Here is a 17,132-nt window from a genome sequence, read left to right on the forward strand (position 1 = left end):
GCTGAACACCGGAGAGAACCTCGCCATCGTTGTAACGCCTGGTCGTACCGTCAGTCATATGCCTCACTCTTATCTAAGAGCGGGGCCCTGTCAGGTCCTTTAGGGGGCCACCTCAGTGGGCGGCAGCTACGACAACGCTTTGGCGGAGACGATCAACGGTCTGTACAAAGCCGACGTGGTCCACAGGCGTGGGCCATGGCGCAGCTTCGGAGCCGTCGAATATTTGACACTCGAATAGGTCGACTGGTTCGATTATCGTCGGCTGCTGGAGCTTAACGGCAACATCCCGCCTGCCGAAGCCGACAACGGAAGGCACACCGCTATTGATCTAATGTTGGACCGGCCGATCCGGTCCAGACGGTTTGGGAGTTGGTCAGTGCGGCGGGCGGGAGCCGATGAGGCCATCGCCCAAGGGACCAATTTCATGTTCGGTTTGGTGATGGGCCAACGAACGGTCTCAGCCAACGATTGTACCAGATCGTCATGGCAAGAAGGCCACGGCGTATAGAGTCGACACTTGCTGACCCAGGTTCCGTCAGTGCAAACGCCAGTCTAATAGAAGACGCCCTGACGTATTTATGCGGCGACCATCGGAAAGCTTTGTAGCGCGACCCGTATCAGCGTAGTTAGCGACCACGGGATCAGGCTTGCGCCGCGCGTTTCCCAGAAAAACTCTTACAACAAGCAGCAGTATTAACGCAAGGATGAAGCAGCGGCGTATTTCAAAAGCGCCATTTGAGCGTTGCAACCGCAGCGGGTGTTGCAACCATAGGGTTTCGGCTTTGAGTGACATGCAGCTTTGTTTCCGCGTTTAACGGTCCGGCGAACTCTCCGCGCAGTGGTCTCGGTGCGTAATTTGCCTTATCCTCGTCAGAAATCCAGATATTCATGTTTTTGGGAGCGCAAACAATTATTTCATCCGACGTGCTGCGGTCTGCGCAAGTCGCTTCTTTAGTGTGAACCGTTTCAAGATCGAATTCGGCCATTCGCGGAGTGACGGTAGTCTGACCATCAGATGATACAAAAAAGGCAGCCACGGTTGCGGCGATCACGTTAATGACCATGAAGCATTCCCCTAGCAATTATTCGGCCGGCTAGCGAAGGTCGAGTTTCAGAATTTATCAAGCTGCGCTTCTATCGCCGCGTTGTCGACCACGGACCAGACGATCGCAGCCTCCATTGGCGGGAAGGCAAGCCCCGTGATAGAGCTTGCGCATCATCTTAGCGGTCCCGCCGCCTTAAAGACCGCGTCGGCGAAGCGCTGACCGATGAGCCTATGCGTGTCATCATCTGGATGCAGCCGGTCCGGCAGCGGCCGTTGCAAGTGGTCGTCTTCCCCGTACAAGGTCCGCCCGTCCAGATAGTGGATGTTGAGGTCTGCTCTTCGCCGCTGTGCCACGACCGCCTGCAACGCATCGCGAATGACGCTGAGCGTCAGGCGCCCTGCGGCGACTTCTGCCGGGTCACCCGTCGCCCTGAACTTCATCTCGCCGTCTGCGAAGTCGGGGGCGCTCGGTCCCGGCACATGTTCGTGCATGGGGCACAGGATTGGCGACACGATCAGCAGGGGCGTGTCCGCATGGCCTTCGCGGATAGTGTCGAGAAAGCCGTGGACGGCCGGACCGAAGCCACGCAGGCGCATCAGGTCCATGTTGACGATGTTGATGCCGAGCTTGAGGCTGATGCGATCCGCTGAAATGTCCCTGATGGTTCGAGCGACGAACGGATCCAGCAGCGCGCTGCCACCGAAGCTCAGGTTCAGCAGGTCGACATCGGCGATGGTGGCGGCCACTGAGGGCCAGATGCTCGTTGGGCTAGCCGCGTTCGATCCCTGACTGATCGAGCTCCCGTGATGAAGCCACACAAGGCGATCCGAACGCTTGGCCGGAAACACTGGGGCGTCGCTGTACAATGCGACCAGCCGGGTCGCCTCGTTGTGGGGCAACCATATCTCAATTTGCTTGTCACTGGCAGCAAGTCCAGCGAAGCGCACGCTGCCAGGCGCGCCGGGTATGATCTCCACACCCGAACCAGACGACGCTCCGCCGGAAAGATCGATTCGAATGACATCGCCGGTCGGGATGCTCGCTTGTTGCGAAGGAACGCCATCGATCACCAGAGCGTACACTCCCTCTGGACGAGGGGGCATACCGGCGTAAACACGCTTCGTCGGCAGTGCTTCGACCTCCACGATCGTCGCCGCCGTGCGGAGACGGATGCAAACGCCAGAGGGCTGGCTTTCGGACATCGCCAGCTGTTGGTCCGGCCACTGCCTGCGCGCCCAGCTTGGAAGCCGATGCGGGATGATGCCCGACTCGGTCTCCTCCAGATCAACCCAGCCGTGCAGCAGCGAGGCGGTGATCGGCGTCCTCATCAGGCGTGATGGAATATAGCTCATGGTCGGCTGCCTATGGGGATGGATGGAACCGCGTTCCGGAGCGGTGGGTATTGGATCGCTCAGAACATGCCGTTCGGATTGGCCGCCTCAGGCGGGATCGCCTGCAGCACGTCCCAATGCTCGACAATCTGTCCAGCCGTATCGAGGCGAAAGATGTCGATGCCGGCATAGTCGTCGCTTCCTGGCCAGTGCTGAAAGCAATGCAGGACGACCAGATCGCCTTCCGCGACCGCGCGCTTCACCTCGACCCTCTTGCCGGGGAACTCGCGCGCCATCCGTTCGAAATAGTCGACGAAGCCGCGCTTCCCTGTCGGGACACTTGGATTGTGCTGGATGTAGTCGTCGCCTACGTAGCGCTCCACCGCTTCGCGAGGTCTGCCGGCGTTGAACATCAACTCGTAGAACGCGATCACGTTCGCTTTGTTAATCTCGAGATCGTATGTCAACTTGGTATCCTGTATCATCCGATCCGCCGTCGCTGGCCTAGTCCGAGCGCCACCCGTTCCACGTCGTCCCGGGCGCCGAGAAAGAACGCAGAGCGGCCGTTAACGATCTAGTATTAGCCGCAAGCAATCGTTGCCATTCTTAACGACGGCACTCGCGCCGGTCCGGATTCCGGTCGCAACGTTGACGACGGGCGCGTTCTGCCATGATCTGGCCGTCCTTGGCAATCTGCGACGTCAGCGCCATCTTCTCCAGTGTATCCTGCTCTTTCAGATCGCGTCGGCGTTGCTGTTCCATCATGCAATTGCTGAAAGCGGGCGTACCGTAGCTCGCTCCGAAGCTTTTGCAGGTCCGTGCGTCCTTGCGTTGCTTGCTGCCTTGGGCGTTGACCGGCGTTGTGACTGCGGCAAGGGCGAAGACGGCGATAAGGCCCAGCGACAATTGCGCTCGAACCAAGTGAGCGAGACGGTTGGTTAGCATATCGGCGTTCCTTTCATGGCTCCGGGAGGCGACCGTCCGCGAAGCGAGCGGTCGCCGGGGAAATGACCCGCATCAACAAGCACCCGTAGGTTGCGCGAACATGGCCTGGTGGCGAAGGCGATCGTCTTCGCATCGAAATCCTTGACCGCTTCTCCGGCTCGGGAAGCGCCCGTGAGCACCATCACCGGACCGTCGGAGGATTACAAAATCATGTGAACGATGGCCGCGGGCCAGAGCGATCGAGCACGGCGATACAACCAGCCCGCACCCAATCCCTGCAGCACCGCTACGGGAAAGCCGATGCTGATCCCAGGAAGCGCTGCGAACAGCAACGCGCCGCCCCCAACGCCGACGGCCGCGCAGTAGCGGAGGAGGACGATCGTAACGAAGCCGCCGAAAAGCGATTCCTCGCCGATCGGGGCCAAGACGCCGTCAGCAGTGATGAGGCGACCAGCGACTGGACGCCGCCGCCGCTGCCCATCCCATAGATGCCCTGCGGACTGTCACCGATCCCGGTCAGAGCGGTGAAGCCGATGACGACGATCCCCTTGGCGGCAAAGATCGCGACGCCGGCGCCGAGCCCGATGAGCAGCCAACATTGGGACGTCGCCCGTACGACGAATGCGGCGATCGGTGTCGGCAAAGCCGATCAGACATGCGATGCCGGACCATGCTGCCAGCGTGAGACCGTAGAGCATCGGCTCAAGTCCCAGACACTGTATCTGCGATCCGGCGCGGGCTCTCGGCAACCGCTTCACGGCCCTAGCCGATCGGCTCGCGGGATTGCAGCCGCTAGGCTATCCTATAGCCTATGAGGCTGGAAAAGTGCTTCCCCCGGCTGCGAAATCCGCGGACGAATACCGTTTTGGTGCGCAATAGGCAGGACAGGGCGCGCCGCTTAACCGGTCGATGTCTGCGAGCGCGCAAGTCCGGACGCTCGAACACGAATACCTGAACCTATTTAAGGTACTTACCGAAGCGTAAGTACTGGACCTTTGATCACACATTCCCATTGTTGGCGAAGTCAAAGGATGAGGTGTCGAATGAACAGCAAGCCCCTGCGCGGCATCAACCACGTGGGCGTCACCGTGCCCGATATAGAAGCGGCGACAGCGTTTCTAATTGGTGGGCTCGGCGCGCAGGTAATCTACGAGTCTCATTCGCCCGCCCAGCCACCCGCTGGCAGTCCCGAGCTGGATCAGGCTCTCAACCTCGCGCCCGGGACCCGGTTGATCGCCGCGCGTATGATCCAGATTGGTACCGGTCCGGAGATCGAGCTGTTCGAGCTAAAGGCCGATGCGCAGCGCGAGGCGTCGCGTCCGAGCGACTTCGGCCTGCAGCACCTCGCGTTCTATGTCGATGACATCGAGGCGGCGATCGAGCGCTTCGAGGCGGCTGGAGGAAAGATGTTCTCGCGACCCAACGAGATCCTGTTTCCCGAAGAGCAGGGGGAAGGGAATCTTTACTGCTACGGCCAGACGCCGTGGGGGATGATGATCGAATTCATCACGTTCCCGTCCGCCATGCCATACGAGCGCGGAACGCCGCTTCGCCGCTGGCACGCGAACAGCTGATCCAGTCACAATTGGAGTTGAAGACGATGCCGACCAACGAAGACATCATCCGACAGGTATATGCTACGGCAGAGGGAAAAGATCTTGATCCCGACCGGTTCGCATCGTTCTTCGCCGACGACGGCTACTTTCTGGACATGGCGTCCGGGGCCAAATGGGTCGGCAAGGAGCTTGCAGAGCCAATCCAGGGTTTCGCCACGATCTTCCCGGACATGCATCGCGAGCTTTTGCGTTTCTACTCGACCTATGATGGCGTCGTGGTCGTTGAGTTGAAGTTGCAGGGCACCCACAAGGGCGACCTTCCAATGCCAGGCGGCGTGCTGCCGGCAACCGGTAGGACGTTCGATGTGCCTTGCTGCGACGTATTTCACCTTTCGAACGGTGAGGTGAGATCCTTCCACTGCTACAACATGAAGTCGATCTGGTTGGACCAGCTCGGTGCCCTCGATAAACTAAGCGCAGCGCTCGAGAAGTAAAAAAGCCGATGGCATTCGATCTCCTGGAAGTTCGGCTTATTCTCGTGGCGATCGCCACGCAACGAAGCGCTAGGGTCCACGCGAGCAAGCGCTTATGGATTCACTAGCTTACCTATACGGGCAGCCCGTGCGTCGGCGATCGCAATGATATCATCCATATTCACCGATCCCCAGTCGCATACTGCCTTCAGCGTACTACACAGTTCACGTCCAAAGGCTGTATCTTCATATTCCACATGCGGCGGCACAGTCTGAAAGTCGATTCTTCGGAGAAGCCCGTCTGCGACCATCTCTTTCAACTGCTGGCTGAGCATTTTCTCGCTGATCTTACCCACCATCCTACGCAGATCACTAAACCTCATTCGCGTTCCGTGGAGATGATAAAGGATCAAAATCTTCCACTTGCCCCCTAGCAGTTCGAGGACAGCTTCCATGCCACACCGATAGCGAGGCTCAGACATATTTCAACTCCAACTGACGCTTACCAAACGGTAGGTACTGGTAAGATTCCGTGGTTCATATCATGTTCGCCCTAGCTAACAATATTGGTGATCAAGGCGAGGCATGGAGATTGGGATCATAGGCGCCGGCACCGTCGCCCAGGCGTTTGCCGGCAAAGCAATCGATGCAGGGCATTTGGTCGCCTTCAGCAACAGTCGCGGACCGCAAAGCCTAACGTCGATCGTAGGCAAGTTCGGACCGAGTGCCTCTGCGGTGACAAGGGCCAAGGCTGCAGAACGGTTGGTGGTCCTGCTCGCGGTCCCATGGCCGCGGCTGCATGCGGCCTTGGAGGATCTACCGGCTTGGAACGGGCGTATCCTGATCGATGCCACCAACGCATTCATCGATGGCACGCCCAAACAGGGCATCGCAGATTTCGCTGACGGTACGTCGAGTGAGTATGTGGCGTCGCTAGCGCCCGGCGCCCGGGTGGTTAAGGCAATGAACTCGCTCTTCATGACCAACTTCGTTTCAGAAGCGTCTACTAGTAGCTATCGCCGAGTAGCCTTTGTTTCGGCCGATGATCGCGTTGCCCGAAGAACCGTCGCCGATCTTTTCGAAAGCCTCGGCTTCGCGCCGGTGGATCTCGGTGGCCTGGCGACCGGGGGGCGCATTCAGGCGGTTGGCGGTCCGATCGCCGGCCACGACTTCTTTTTGCCGTGGCCAGCGGCACGTACCTTCCCGGCCTTCAACGGGCAAGTTGCGGACTCCTCCGCGCGACCCGGCACAACGACTGATATAACAGGAGCAATCCGGTAGATGGCCATGCAATCGAACGTGGATTTGGCGCGCAAGCTGTTGAACCATATGTCCACGCGGGACGATCCGGAAGCGATCGCCAGACTGTTTTCGGAAAATGTGTCATTGGAGATACCGGGCGACGAGGGTGCCCTGCCGTGGATCGGTCGCGCATTTGGGCACCAGGCGATAGCCCGCTGGATGGACGACCTCGGCGCGCTGCTTGAGCCGCAGGCGTTCGATGTCGAAGACATTCTGGCGAGCGAAAGCCGCGCGGCGGCAATTGGATCCTTGCAGGCGCGAATCAAGGCAACAGGTAAAATGACGACCACACCGTTTGTCTTGATCCTGACCGTTACCGACGGTCTCATCAGTCGCCTTCAGATGCTTGAGGACAGCTTCGACGTGTCCAAGGCTGCGCGTCTGTAAAACTAGCACTGCCCGACGAAATTGACCCATCGATCAACAACGAGCATCGGAGGTGCAAATGAGCGTAGTCAGGTTCGAGCAGGTAGGTCTGGTCGGTCACATCGTCCTCTGCGATTCCCCCGAAAACGAGCTCGGCCGCCGATGGGTCGATGATCTGCGCCGCGCGTTGCATCAGGCCAGCGAAGCGCCGATCCGCGCGCTCGTCGTGCGCGCGGACGGTCCGAACTTCGGCACGGGCGGCGCAGTCGCCGAATGGCCGGGCCAAGACGTGCGCTGGTTCCACACCTTCATCGACGAGGTGAACCAAGCATATCGCGCGATCGAAGCGCTTCGCATTCCATCTGTGGCGGCGGTCCGCGGCAAGGCGATCGGCGGCCATTTCGAACTGGTGCTTCACTGCGACCTTATCGTCACGGCCGATGATGCCCTTTTTCACGCGATCGAGAGCCAGACTGGGATGATTCCGCTTGCAGGGGGTCTCCAGCGCCTAGCCGAACGGATTGGCCGCGGGCGTGCGGCGGAGCTGTACCTTCTGTCCGTGCCCCTCCGGGGAAAGCGGGCAGGTGAGATCGGTCTGGCGACCCGCGTGGTCGCGAACGAAGCGGTAGACGCCGAGGCGATCGAACTGGCCGAACGACTGGCGGCCGGTCCAACGCTTGCGTTCGGTGCCGCGCGTGCGCTGTTAAAGGTGTGGTCGTCAGGCGGCGTGGCCGGTGCCGACGAGGTGCACCTCGATCTGAGCATGCGATTGTTCGAGACGCGCGACGCACAGCAGGCATTTGCAGCGCTGAAGAAGGCGCAGGAAGCGGGCGACGACAAGTCGGAGAGCGAAGCCGCCGGCAACGTACGCTTCGCCGGTACCTAAGATGGGCGCGGATTTCTTGATGAAGCTGACGGGCAGTGCCCGAAAGGCATCATCCATTGGAGAGCGGCTGCTGCAACCCGGCGATGATCGTGCGCACAAGGCGCTTGGCGCGATCGGGCCAGTCCGAGGACGGCGATATCGTCGCGATCCCGGCAATGGCGCGTAGGACATCAAATGGGTCGATCGGAACGCAGGAATCATCCGATGTGATGGTCCGATCGAACAGCGCCAGCAAGGCCGCCCGGACATCGGCACCGTCCGTTCCGCCGCTATCTGGGGCAGACGCGGTCAGCACGCTCACCGACTCGATCACGATGTTGCGTTCGGCCACATGGTCGATGAAGGCGTCCAGCCAGTATAGCAGGGCATCGATCGGTTGGTGGTCCTTTCCGAGTTGCGCCGCCGCCTCGATCAGCCCTCGCGCATCGTCATGGCAGACGGCATCGACAAGAGCGTCGCGAGACGGGAAGTGACGATAAAGCGTGCCATTGCCAACCCCGGCCGCACGCGCGATTTCTTCGAGACTGGCGGCAGATCCCTTTTCTCTGAAGATCAGCCGTGCCGTGGTCAGGATGGCCGTACGATTGCGCTGTCCATCGGCGCGAACCTTTTTGGGCTGAGACTGTCGTCCGGGCTTCTGCATCTTCGGCCCTTGCTAAACGGAGTGGAACTCCGCATATAAGCGGAGCGATGCTCTCATATGCGCATGCAATAGCCGCCAGGCAATGGGCCGGCTCCTTCTGACGGAGACAAAAATGACCAAGCAATTCGACGCAACGTCGACGACCAACGAAGTCCTCGATGGGATCGACCTTACCGGACGACGGGTCCTCGTGACCGGCGTATCGGCGGGTCTCGGTATCGAGTCGGCTCGCGTGCTCGCCGCCCACGGCGCACAGGTCGTCGGTACGGCCCGCGACGTGGCGAAGGCGGAGCGCGCGCTGGCCCCCGTTACCGCGGACCTCGACGGGGAAGGCCGCGTCGAAGTTGTCGAACTCGATCTGGCGTCCTTGCGGAGCGTGCGGGCCTGCGCCGACACGCTCCTTGCTGATGGGCGGTCGTTCGATGTCGTCGTCAACAATGCCGGCGTCGCGAGTACGCCGTTCTCCCGAACCGAGGATGGCTTCGAGATCCAGTTCGGCACCAATCACCTTGGCCATTTCGCCTTCACCAACCGGATCGCGCCGCTGATCGCGCCGGGTGGGCGGCTGGTCGTCCTCGGATCGTCCGCGCACCGCTTTGCCGACATCGATCTGAACGATCCGAATTACGATCACACGCCCTACGATACCGGGCTTGCCTATGGCCGCTCCAAGACCGCAACGATCCTGTTCGCGATCGAGTTCGACCGTCGGAATCGGGACCGGGGCGTGCGGGCGGTCGCGGTCAATCCCGGTGTCATTCCGACCGAACTCGACCGCCATATGGACGCCGCGGTCCTCGCCGCAATGTTCGACGATCTGAACAAGGCGCGCGCGGAGAAGGGCGAAGCTTCTTTCGCGTACAAGACGGTCCCGCAGGGCGCGGCAACCACAGTCTGGGCGGGGTTCGTCGCCGATGCCGACGAGGTTGGCGGCCGCTATTGCGAGAACTGTCACGTCGCCCGGCTGATCGAAGAGCCCGTCGATGCCGTCGCTGAGGGGCTTTACGCTTACGCTGTGGATCCCGCACGCGCAAAGGCGCTGTGGGAAAAGAGCCTAGAGCTCGTGAAGGAACGCTGAGAGGGGAGCCGCGCATACAGGCTTGGCTGCTTGCCACTTAAGAATGCCGTTTTCTCGACCCGATAAGACCAGTACGTCGTGCGCATAGCGCCGGCGACCGTTCCAACGGCGACCGTTCCAACGGCGGACGTTCACATCGTGAGAAGCATGCTTTCTCGCGTCGAGCGCCCGCCGTGCGGCCGGACGCGCAATAACCTGTCCATCATCGCGGCCAAGTTGGTCAGTTCGGCGATGGGCAGACCCAGCGCATAGGGATTCGAACCGCCCTGGGTTCGTCGGAGGCTCCAACTCCTGAGAAGGTGAAGCCATGACCAGCAAGATGACTAACAAGTTTGCGCGCGAGGTCGGCGAGCGAGCGGTACGGATGGTTTTCGATCATGAACGGGATTATCGATCGCGATGGGCGACGGCGGTGTCGATCGCGGAGAAAATCGGCTGCGTTCCGCAGATGCTGCCTGAATGGGTCGAGAAGGCCGCCGTCGTGCTCGCTGCCACCGTCATCTTCTGGCTATGACCAATGCGTCCTGACCCTAGGAATGCCATTCCAGTCGTCGCAGAATCTGGCCGCGCGAGAGCTTGCGGCTGAAATAAAAATCGCAGAAATAGGCGGCAATCGCACCATGATGGGTCTCGAGTGCGAAATGATCTATGTTCAGGGGAAGAATCTCCGCGTCGGGCAGGTCCTGCTGGTAAGCCTTCGCTCCGACGAGAGTGAACGCCGGATCGTGACGCCCTCGGGCCGCGAGAAGCTGGGGGCGGTGGCTCTCATGGCCTTAAATGGCGAGGTCAAAGCCCAGCTTGAGCGGCGCAAAGCGCCTCGCTCGCGCAGCTTAAGCAGGGGGCGCCCCCAGGACCCTCTTGGCTCAACCTACCCAGGCGGGGCCGACGCGCTCTGATCGAAGTCAAACGCGGGTTCCGTCCGCTTGCGCCCCGCCTGACCGCCGAGGCTCCAAGTGAGCCCGAAGTGCAGGATCGGCCCCGCCCCCTGCTGGCGAATGCGGTCACGCAGCAACGGGGTGTCGATCACCGTCTCCTGCCGCATGGTATCGAAAATGTTTTGACCCGTGAAGGTCAGGCTCAGACGCTCATCGATCTTGCGGCGATAGCCAACGTTAATCTGTCCGCCGGACCTGCGATATCCCTGCGCGATCAACTGCGGGCCTGAAAAGTTGCCATTCAGCTGCACTAGGTTCTCGGCCGACGGCTGCCATGTCAGGCTTGCCCGCGCCGTGCCTGTCGTGCCCGAACGTCGCTGTGACACGCCCGCCTGGCGCGGATCGATTTGGTTCCACAGGAAGCCGCCGGAGGCATTATAGGTCAGCTTCTTCGCCATCCGCCCGCCCGCTACCACTTCCACTCCGACCCGCTCGCCGTTCGCCAGGTTGGCGCGAGTGTTCAGAAACACGTTATTGCCAATGTCCTGCACTACGTCGGTGACGCCGTCGCGCGATGTACGGAAGAAAGCGGAGAGCGAATAGAAGGTCCCGCCCTTGCGCCGCTGCCACGAGGCCTCAAACGAATCGGTTACTTCGGGCCGCAGGAAGGGGTTGCCGCGGCGCAGATTCAGCGGGTCGTTGTAGATGGTGTAGGGGTTCAGGTCCTGCGCCGAAGGCCGTTGGATGCGTCGGCTGTAGCTCGTCCGAAGCTTATCGGCTGCACTCAGCTCGTAGTCGAGGTGCACGGTCGGATAGGCCCGAAAGTAGTTGCGCTGGATTCGTACCGCGTCGGTTTGCTGATCGATGTCGAGCTCCACCTGCTCGGCGCGCAGCCCAATCTGCGCCTCCCATCTGCCCAGGTCTATTTGGTAGGTGGCGTAAACGGCGTGCACGGTCTGACCAAAGTCGAAGCGGTTGGTAAGCGAGGGCACGGGGGCGAGCGCGTCGAGGCTAGGACCGCGCACGGCCCGAAAGTCGAAGTCGCTCATCGCAAGGTCCCGATCGTAGCCGAGATTGAGCGACCCATCTTTTCCGAACGGGCGCTTGTAGTCGACGCGACCGTGAACGCTGGTTCGCTCAACGTCCGTCGCGATCTCCTCGAAGCTGGCCTGCGCCGGCGCAAACTCGGTCAAGCCGTCGATCCGGCGCCGCTGGCGAGTCTCATCGACGTCCAAGTCCACCGCCAGCTCGTGACCTCGCCCCGGGAGCGTTCGTCGCCAAGAGGTTCGCCCGCCGAGGCTGTGCAGGCTGATGTTCGTCTTGGCCATCCGGTCGAAAGTCGCACCGGGCAGGTTGCTTATCGATCGGACGACGGGCTCGGTACCCTGACTGCCACCACGGTAGCTAAAGTCGCCCGTCAGCTTGCTCTTCGGGCTAATATAGTACTCGGTGCCCAACCGAGCGCTGCGCATCTTCATGGATGTTTCGTCGTCGGTTACTTGGCGCGCGCGGACGGCGGTGCCGGTCGCGAGATCAGTGCGCTCGCGCTCTGTGGTCGCGTCCGCCTCGCCGCGGAAGCGGCGGTAGGAGAGGTCGCCGGTAAGTGTCAGCTTCTTTCCCGAGAGGGAGCCATTGGCCGCCCCGGTGCGGCGGCCGACCTGCCCGGCAGCGGCTTTGACGGTGCCGTAGCGCGCGCCCTGGCGAACCGGCTTGGTGACCAGATTGATGACGCCGCCCGACCCTTCCGGGCTCATCGCGGCGGAGGGGTTGGTGATGATCTCTAACCTCTTGATCTGGCCCGCCGACATCGACTGAAGCGCGTCGCCACGAGCCTCGCCGTTCAGCGCCGCAGAGGGGCGTCCGTCGATCATGATCGTGACGCCGGGGTCCCCGCGCAGGCTGACCCGGCCCTCCATGTCCACGTCGACGCCTGGCGCAGCACGCAGCGCATCGGCGAGCGTCCCGTTCTGCACATTGAGATCGTCCGCGACGTTGAAACTCAGCCGGTCGGTGGAGGCGACCACGTCAGACCGAGCACCGGTCACGACGATCTCGTCCCGCTGCGCCGCTGGGCGTTCATCCGCGGACGGCGGGGTGGGTTGCGGCCGTTGCTGTGGAGCCGACTGAAGTGTTAGCGCCAACGCCGAAGCGGTGGTCGCCAGGATGACGGTCATGATCTATCTTTTCGGCTGTTCTCGCGTCGGCTGACGCGAATTCGACGTGATTGATGGAATGCGGGATACGCTTCGACGTTGCTGCGGTAGTCGACGATCAGATCGAGTTGGATTTCCTCTGTGCAGGTCGCGCCATGTAAGCAAGTCGAGTTCGTGCCCATCTGGCGAAAGCAGGATCAAGTCGGTACCGGCGCAGTATTTGCCACGACAGGATCGTCAAGGAGGACAGCGAGGGGCGGCATGCCTCGCGGTAGGCCGGGCTCGGGTCGCGGCAATAGGTTCGCCACGGGCCCATTCATCGCTGAGCCCCTCCAGATAGGCGTTGCCGTTCTGCGAGATGATGGTGGTGATCCGCTCTGGATGCTTCATGGCAAGGCGCAGTCCGACAGGAGCGCGATAATTGAAGCGGTAAATGGCAAATCGGTCCAACCCGATCCCGTTGACGGAGCCGTCGATCACACCGGCCAGTGCATTGAAGCTCTACGTAAAGTCGCCCCGTGCCGGCGAACGGGTGTGGCCAACGTCGGGCAAGTCGGGTGCGATCACCTGATAACCGTCCGCCAGCGCTGGGATCAGATTGCGGAACATGCGGCTGGCGGACGGGAAGCCATGAAGCAGAATGGTTGGCGCGTCAGGCTGTCTAGTCTTGCGGTAAAAGACATCGACGTTGCTAACCGGCTGACGCTCGTAACGGACGGTGATGACGGATCCTTTCACTCCGCGACCCACGCATCGCTGGCGGTGCTGATTGAACGCGCCAGATTGCGGCAACATGGCGTGCGACCGCACGCGGTTGCTCAATTAGCCCCGGGAATCCTTGCAATCACTTTGGTTTCGAGATTGAAGCCGGCTAACCAATAGACGCCCAGTGCGGTCCAGTTCGGATGAGAGGTTTCCGGGAGATCTCGGCCTGGATGTTCATAGCCGTGCCGAACTGGTTCCCGGGATCGGTACTGAAGGTGGTGACGTCGATAGTAGCGTCGAAACCGCACCCTCTCGCTTCCAGCGTCGCTTTGAGGTTGGCGAACGCCAGCCGGACGTTATCCTCAAACTCGGGTTCGAGTGAACCATCGCTGCGGCTGCCGACCGGTCCGGAGACGAACAAGAGACCGCCGGACCTGATCGCTGTCGAGTATGTCTGGGAGGCGTAGAGATCGTGCTGTCCAGCCGGAGAAACGCCCTCGCGATCCGCCATGACAGTCTTCTTTTGAAGCCGCTTCCGGCTGATGGTTTAAAGGCGCTAACGGCTGAGGGCGAATACATAGGAGGCGTTTGTCAACGGAGGGAAGGGTGCCTGAGTAGGTCCCGCGAAACGCGCTGACGCTAACGAGGCGACCCAAAAAAATTCGCGTGGCTGGACGCAAGGCGTTCGCACGCGACGGCGATCATGCGGCAATGATGGACCAGTTGACGGCCGATGGCGAGCTGACCCGCGGCGGTTTGTATCATCATTTCGACAGCAAACGCGGGCTGATGGAGGCGGTAGTTGAGCAGATCGATACCGAAATGGTTGCGCGGCTTCGCAACGACCTGAAACGCGCAACCGCTGGGCGCCAAGCTCTGCCTGACGAAGGAGTTGCGTACCTGAGGCTTGCGCTCGAGCCTCAATTTCAGCGGATCGTGCTGCTCGACGGGCCAGCGGTGTCCGGTCCACCAATGTACTGGCCAAGCCCGAACACGTGCTTTGCAGGGACGATTGAACGAATCCAACAGGGAACCGTCAGGCAATCCGCGCGAGTGATCGGCATGCGATCGTACCGGCGCACCGCCATCTTGATTGATCCGCCCGCTGGCGAGAATGTCGCGAACTGGCCCATGGTCTGCGACGTGGATGAAGCCTTCTACCTCACACCTGACGCGGGTATGTTGCTGCTGTCGCCTGCCGACGAGGAGGACAGCGAGCCGGGCGACGCGCAGCCTAGAGATCTCGACATCGCGATCGCCGTCGATACGGTCGAGCGGGTGACCACGCTGAAAGTCAAGCGCATCGTCCACCGTTGGGCTGGCCTCAGCTCCTTCGTCCCAGATCGGTCTCCCATCGTCAGATGTGACGGCAACGTGTCGAACTTCTTTTGGGTGGCGGCGCTTGGCGGCTACGGTATTCAGACAGCTCCGGAGCACAGCCGGTTAGCGGCGGCACCTGCACGACCCATAAAGCCCGGCGTCACCGGCTTCGATCTGCAGCACTTGTCACCGGCACGCAATTTTGATCGAGCATTGACGAGACCAGAAGCTCAGACGATTGACGATGACGGGAGCCGCCGGTTCTGGCGCTTTGCCATGATCGGCGAGATTACATGACTGGAGAGTTCGAATATGCGCTGGGAGCATCTGGTGGTCGAAGAGACCCTGAACACGGTGGGGCTAAACGAGCTTGGAGAGATGGGCTGGGAACTTGTGGCCGTGGTCTCGCCCGGTCACTTCGTTCTGCACTACTTCTTCAAACGTGAACTGGCGGATTAATGACGGCAAAGTGCGGGCAGCGGCACATCGCTCGCATTCAGAATGCAGGTCCATCGTGATGGCGAGACTATCCAACATACGACGCAGGCCCTCGTCCTATATCTCCGCGGTTACGGCCTGGCGGGGCATGCGCCATAGGCGCATCGCCTCAATCTCCCCGATACGATCTGTTTCGCGCTGCACCACATCATTGGGAGGAGGGACGGGCCGGGGCCAACGCGGAAGGAAATGAGCGAGTCGGTTGGGAAAACTCATACTACAGACGTTGGACGTTTGTGCGTTGCGGACCTTCGGCCGCTCTCGTGGGGGGGGGCGATCGGCGCGCACCAGCGATGCGTGTCGAGTGAGGTCATTCTGGCGAGGATCGACAGCCCGCGCCCGACGCTCTGGTGCGCGGGAGGCGAGTGTGCTGCTCGATCACGCGGACCGCTGCAGGCGTAATCAGTGTGACGAGCCGTTCGTCTTCGGTGAGCTGTATTATCTGCTTCGCGCCCGATGCAAAGGCCTTCGCCTGTGCGGTCTGGAAGGCGTTCGGCACGTGCCCAGTTTTTCGTATCTGGCCGAAGGCCGGGCTGGAGAGGCCGATCGTCGCCGAGTTCGCTGATCGGTCACGTAGTAGATGTAGGCGTCTAGCCCTCATCGCAGCGCGTCGATCGGTTTGTGGTCCGCCCCGAGTTGCGCCGCCGCCTCGATGAGCGACCGATAATGCGCACGGACCAGAACGTTGACGCCATCGACCTGTAAGCCCCGGGCGTGGGCTCGTCTGCCGCAGCCGCGCGGCATCGATGCTGCGGTCGCGATCACGGCCGTTGAAGCCATGCACCGTGAGCGTGATGCGACACATCTGCGCCTGAGGTATCTCAATCAGGGACGACTGCCGCCGACGTCGCAACGAACGCTCGCAAATCAGCGAGCATATTTCAGGCTGCTCCAGCGCCGCGAAGTGACCCCCGGCCGGCATCTCACTGTAATGGGTCACATTATATGTCTTTTGGGCAAACGAGCGCGGGGTCAAAAGGAACACAGGATCGGGGAACGCAGCAATCCCCATTGGTGTCTTCACGCGCCTGCCTGCCAGGAAGCGATCCGATCCTTCCTCGCGCTGGCCTTGGTATATCTAGGTCGCGGTCACGGCGGCCGACGGCGCGAGATGCAGCATGATGTTCGTCAGCAGCGTTTCCTCGGTGGAATGGGCCCATAGGTCCGGGCTGCCGTCGGTACGCCGAGGCAGGTCCGCCCAGTTGCCGAATTTCTCCAGAATCAGGCTGCTACACCGACCGGACTGTCAGCCATCGCCACGTCCAAAGTCTGCGGTCGCGTCCTTTGCTCGTGGCTATAGCCTGATTCAGTATCCAGAATGGAATCACGGCGCGCAATCGGCTTCTTCTCCTCAGCTGTCGTGGATTCGGCATTCTCGGCGAAGATGCTCACCATGTGGAAACCCATAAAGGCGTCAGGCCGCTCGTAGGCCAACCAGCTCGCGATATGCGCGCCCCAGTCACCGCCTTGGACGATGTAGCGTTCATCCTCGAGCTTTCGCATCAGCCCATGGAGGAGTGTGCCGGCGCGGCGCGGGCCGATGATGCCGGTGATCGGATTGGAGAAGGCAAAACTCGGCAGCGACGGTACGATCACTTCGTGCCGTCAGCCGCTAGTGGGGCGACCAACGCCTCGAACTCGATGAATGACCCCGGCCAGCGGCGGTTCTCGTCCTCCAGCGTCCGCAACCGCGCCGCCTCCGACACGGTCTTACCGCCATATTTCGTCTTCTAGTTGTCGAACGCCGAGTCGTCGATCCCGTGCTTCTGACACAGCTCGCCGGTCTTCACGCCAGCCTCATGCTCGTGCAGCACGCCAATGATCCGATCCTCGGTAAATCGGCCTCGCCGCATCACTCATCTTCATCTGACAAGCTAACTTACCAATGGCATGAAATCTGGTGAGCACGTTAGTTAATCCGCAATCGATGTGCTTAAGCCGCTATCCAGTATTGG

General features: G+C 61.1%; 20 protein-coding genes and 3 pseudogenes. 12 read left to right on the forward strand and 11 right to left on the reverse strand.

What is annotated here, in order from left to right:
* Positions 1–112: 112 nt before the first annotated feature.
* Positions 113–508: pseudogene (locus tag EQZ23_RS20200) on the forward strand (hypothetical protein); the annotation flags it as partial.
* Between the two features lie 214 nt (positions 509–722).
* Here EQZ23_RS20200 and EQZ23_RS06255 read toward each other — a convergent pair.
* The 5 genes from EQZ23_RS06255 to EQZ23_RS06275 form a co-directional block, all read right to left on the reverse strand.
* Positions 723–1,064 (reverse strand): hypothetical protein, encoded by a 342-nt coding sequence (locus EQZ23_RS06255; RefSeq protein ID WP_128453645.1) that lies wholly within the window; start codon positions 1,062–1,064, stop codon positions 723–725.
* 152 nt (positions 1,065–1,216) lie between these two features.
* The gene (locus EQZ23_RS06260; protein ID WP_128453646.1) at positions 1,217–2,398 is read right to left on the reverse strand and encodes an SGNH/GDSL hydrolase family protein; all 1,182 of its coding nucleotides are present in this window, start codon (positions 2,396–2,398) and stop codon (positions 1,217–1,219) included.
* Positions 2,399–2,457: 59 nt separating this feature from the next.
* Entirely contained in the window at positions 2,458–2,844 is a 387-nt protein-coding gene (locus EQZ23_RS06265) for a nuclear transport factor 2 family protein (RefSeq protein WP_240663365.1), read from the reverse strand.
* A gap of 139 nt (positions 2,845–2,983) precedes the next feature.
* The gene (locus tag EQZ23_RS06270; RefSeq protein ID WP_128453648.1) at positions 2,984–3,322 is read right to left on the reverse strand and encodes a hypothetical protein; all 339 of its coding nucleotides are present in this window, start codon (positions 3,320–3,322) and stop codon (positions 2,984–2,986) included.
* Positions 3,323–3,522: 200 nt separating this feature from the next.
* Positions 3,523–3,765 (reverse strand): CPBP family intramembrane glutamic endopeptidase, encoded by a 243-nt coding sequence (locus EQZ23_RS06275; RefSeq protein ID WP_128453649.1) that lies wholly within the window; start codon positions 3,763–3,765, stop codon positions 3,523–3,525.
* A gap of 600 nt (positions 3,766–4,365) precedes the next feature.
* On the opposite strand from EQZ23_RS06275, the gene EQZ23_RS06280 reads away from it, so the two are divergent.
* On the forward strand, positions 4,366–4,896 hold the full coding sequence (locus EQZ23_RS06280; RefSeq protein WP_128453650.1) for a VOC family protein: 531 nt from the start codon (positions 4,366–4,368) through the stop codon (positions 4,894–4,896).
* A 26-nt stretch (positions 4,897–4,922) separates the two neighbouring features.
* A complete protein-coding gene (locus EQZ23_RS06285) occupies positions 4,923–5,372 on the forward strand; it encodes a nuclear transport factor 2 family protein (protein ID WP_128453651.1) in 450 nt (149 codons plus the stop codon).
* 92 nt (positions 5,373–5,464) lie between these two features.
* On the opposite strand, the gene EQZ23_RS06290 is transcribed toward EQZ23_RS06285, so the two are convergent.
* A complete protein-coding gene (locus tag EQZ23_RS06290) occupies positions 5,465–5,806 on the reverse strand; it encodes a helix-turn-helix domain-containing protein (RefSeq protein WP_206364188.1) in 342 nt (113 codons plus the stop codon).
* Positions 5,807–5,936: 130 nt separating this feature from the next.
* On the opposite strand from EQZ23_RS06290, the gene EQZ23_RS06295 reads away from it, so the two are divergent.
* The 3 genes from EQZ23_RS06295 to EQZ23_RS06305 are packed head-to-tail and all read left to right on the forward strand — an operon-like array spanning position 5,937 to position 7,905.
* Positions 5,937–6,632: an NAD(P)-binding domain-containing protein gene (locus EQZ23_RS06295; RefSeq protein ID WP_128453653.1), complete on the forward strand. Its 696-nt coding sequence runs from the start codon at positions 5,937–5,939 to the stop codon at positions 6,630–6,632.
* Positions 6,633–7,040 (forward strand): nuclear transport factor 2 family protein, encoded by a 408-nt coding sequence (locus EQZ23_RS06300; RefSeq protein WP_240663367.1) that lies wholly within the window; start codon positions 6,633–6,635, stop codon positions 7,038–7,040.
* Positions 7,041–7,098: 58 nt separating this feature from the next.
* Positions 7,099–7,905 (forward strand): enoyl-CoA hydratase/isomerase family protein, encoded by an 807-nt coding sequence (locus EQZ23_RS06305; protein WP_128453654.1) that lies wholly within the window; start codon positions 7,099–7,101, stop codon positions 7,903–7,905.
* A 49-nt stretch (positions 7,906–7,954) separates the two neighbouring features.
* Here EQZ23_RS06305 and EQZ23_RS06310 read toward each other — a convergent pair whose 3' ends face one another.
* Positions 7,955–8,548: a TetR/AcrR family transcriptional regulator gene (locus EQZ23_RS06310; protein WP_128453655.1), complete on the reverse strand. Its 594-nt coding sequence runs from the start codon at positions 8,546–8,548 to the stop codon at positions 7,955–7,957.
* Positions 8,549–8,660: 112 nt separating this feature from the next.
* Here EQZ23_RS06310 and EQZ23_RS06315 point away from each other — a divergent pair, with 112 nt between their 5' ends.
* From EQZ23_RS06315 to EQZ23_RS06325, 3 genes and pseudogenes are all read left to right on the forward strand, one after another.
* Entirely contained in the window at positions 8,661–9,626 is a 966-nt protein-coding gene (locus EQZ23_RS06315; RefSeq protein WP_128453656.1) for an SDR family NAD(P)-dependent oxidoreductase, read from the forward strand.
* 307 nt (positions 9,627–9,933) lie between these two features.
* Positions 9,934–10,107 (forward strand): annotated as a pseudogene (locus EQZ23_RS06320) (IS3 family transposase); the annotation flags it as partial.
* A gap of 55 nt (positions 10,108–10,162) precedes the next feature.
* Complete coding sequence (locus tag EQZ23_RS06325; RefSeq protein ID WP_128453658.1) at positions 10,163–10,522, forward strand: hypothetical protein; 360 nt, start codon at positions 10,163–10,165, stop codon at positions 10,520–10,522.
* On the opposite strand, the gene EQZ23_RS06330 is transcribed toward EQZ23_RS06325, so the two are convergent.
* The gene (locus EQZ23_RS06330; protein ID WP_128453659.1) at positions 10,495–12,675 is read right to left on the reverse strand and encodes an outer membrane beta-barrel family protein; all 2,181 of its coding nucleotides are present in this window, start codon (positions 12,673–12,675) and stop codon (positions 10,495–10,497) included. The genes EQZ23_RS06325 and EQZ23_RS06330 overlap by 28 nt on opposite strands.
* Positions 12,676–13,035: 360 nt before the next feature.
* Here EQZ23_RS06330 and EQZ23_RS20210 point away from each other — a divergent pair, with 360 nt between their 5' ends.
* A complete protein-coding gene (locus EQZ23_RS20210; protein WP_240663369.1) occupies positions 13,036–13,536 on the forward strand; it encodes a hypothetical protein in 501 nt (166 codons plus the stop codon).
* Here EQZ23_RS20210 and EQZ23_RS06340 read toward each other — a convergent pair.
* Entirely contained in the window at positions 13,526–13,870 is a 345-nt protein-coding gene (locus tag EQZ23_RS06340) for a Rid family hydrolase (RefSeq protein ID WP_240663371.1), read from the reverse strand. The two genes, EQZ23_RS20210 and EQZ23_RS06340, sit on opposite strands and share 11 nt — an antisense overlap.
* 155 nt (positions 13,871–14,025) lie before the next feature.
* On the opposite strand from EQZ23_RS06340, the gene EQZ23_RS06345 reads away from it, so the two are divergent.
* Together EQZ23_RS06345 and EQZ23_RS19765 are read left to right on the forward strand one after the other, a co-directional pair.
* Positions 14,026–14,976: an FAD-dependent oxidoreductase gene (locus EQZ23_RS06345; protein ID WP_128453660.1), complete on the forward strand. Its 951-nt coding sequence runs from the start codon at positions 14,026–14,028 to the stop codon at positions 14,974–14,976.
* A gap of 15 nt (positions 14,977–14,991) precedes the next feature.
* Positions 14,992–15,138, forward strand: a complete 147-nt coding sequence (locus EQZ23_RS19765) for a hypothetical protein (RefSeq protein ID WP_164913397.1) — start codon at positions 14,992–14,994, stop codon at positions 15,136–15,138.
* A gap of 1,260 nt (positions 15,139–16,398) precedes the next feature.
* On the opposite strand, the gene EQZ23_RS06355 is transcribed toward EQZ23_RS19765, so the two are convergent.
* Together EQZ23_RS06355 and EQZ23_RS20215 are read right to left on the reverse strand one after the other, a co-directional pair.
* Complete coding sequence (locus EQZ23_RS06355; protein ID WP_128453661.1) at positions 16,399–16,773, reverse strand: alpha/beta hydrolase; 375 nt, start codon at positions 16,771–16,773, stop codon at positions 16,399–16,401.
* Positions 16,774–16,835: 62 nt separating this feature from the next.
* Positions 16,836–17,030, reverse strand: a pseudogene (locus EQZ23_RS20215) (transposase); the annotation flags it as partial.
* Positions 17,031–17,132 lie beyond the last annotated feature (102 nt).

The organism is Sphingomonas sp. UV9 (assembly GCF_004101245.1).
Taxonomy (GTDB): Bacteria; Pseudomonadota; Alphaproteobacteria; order Sphingomonadales; family Sphingomonadaceae; genus Sphingomonas.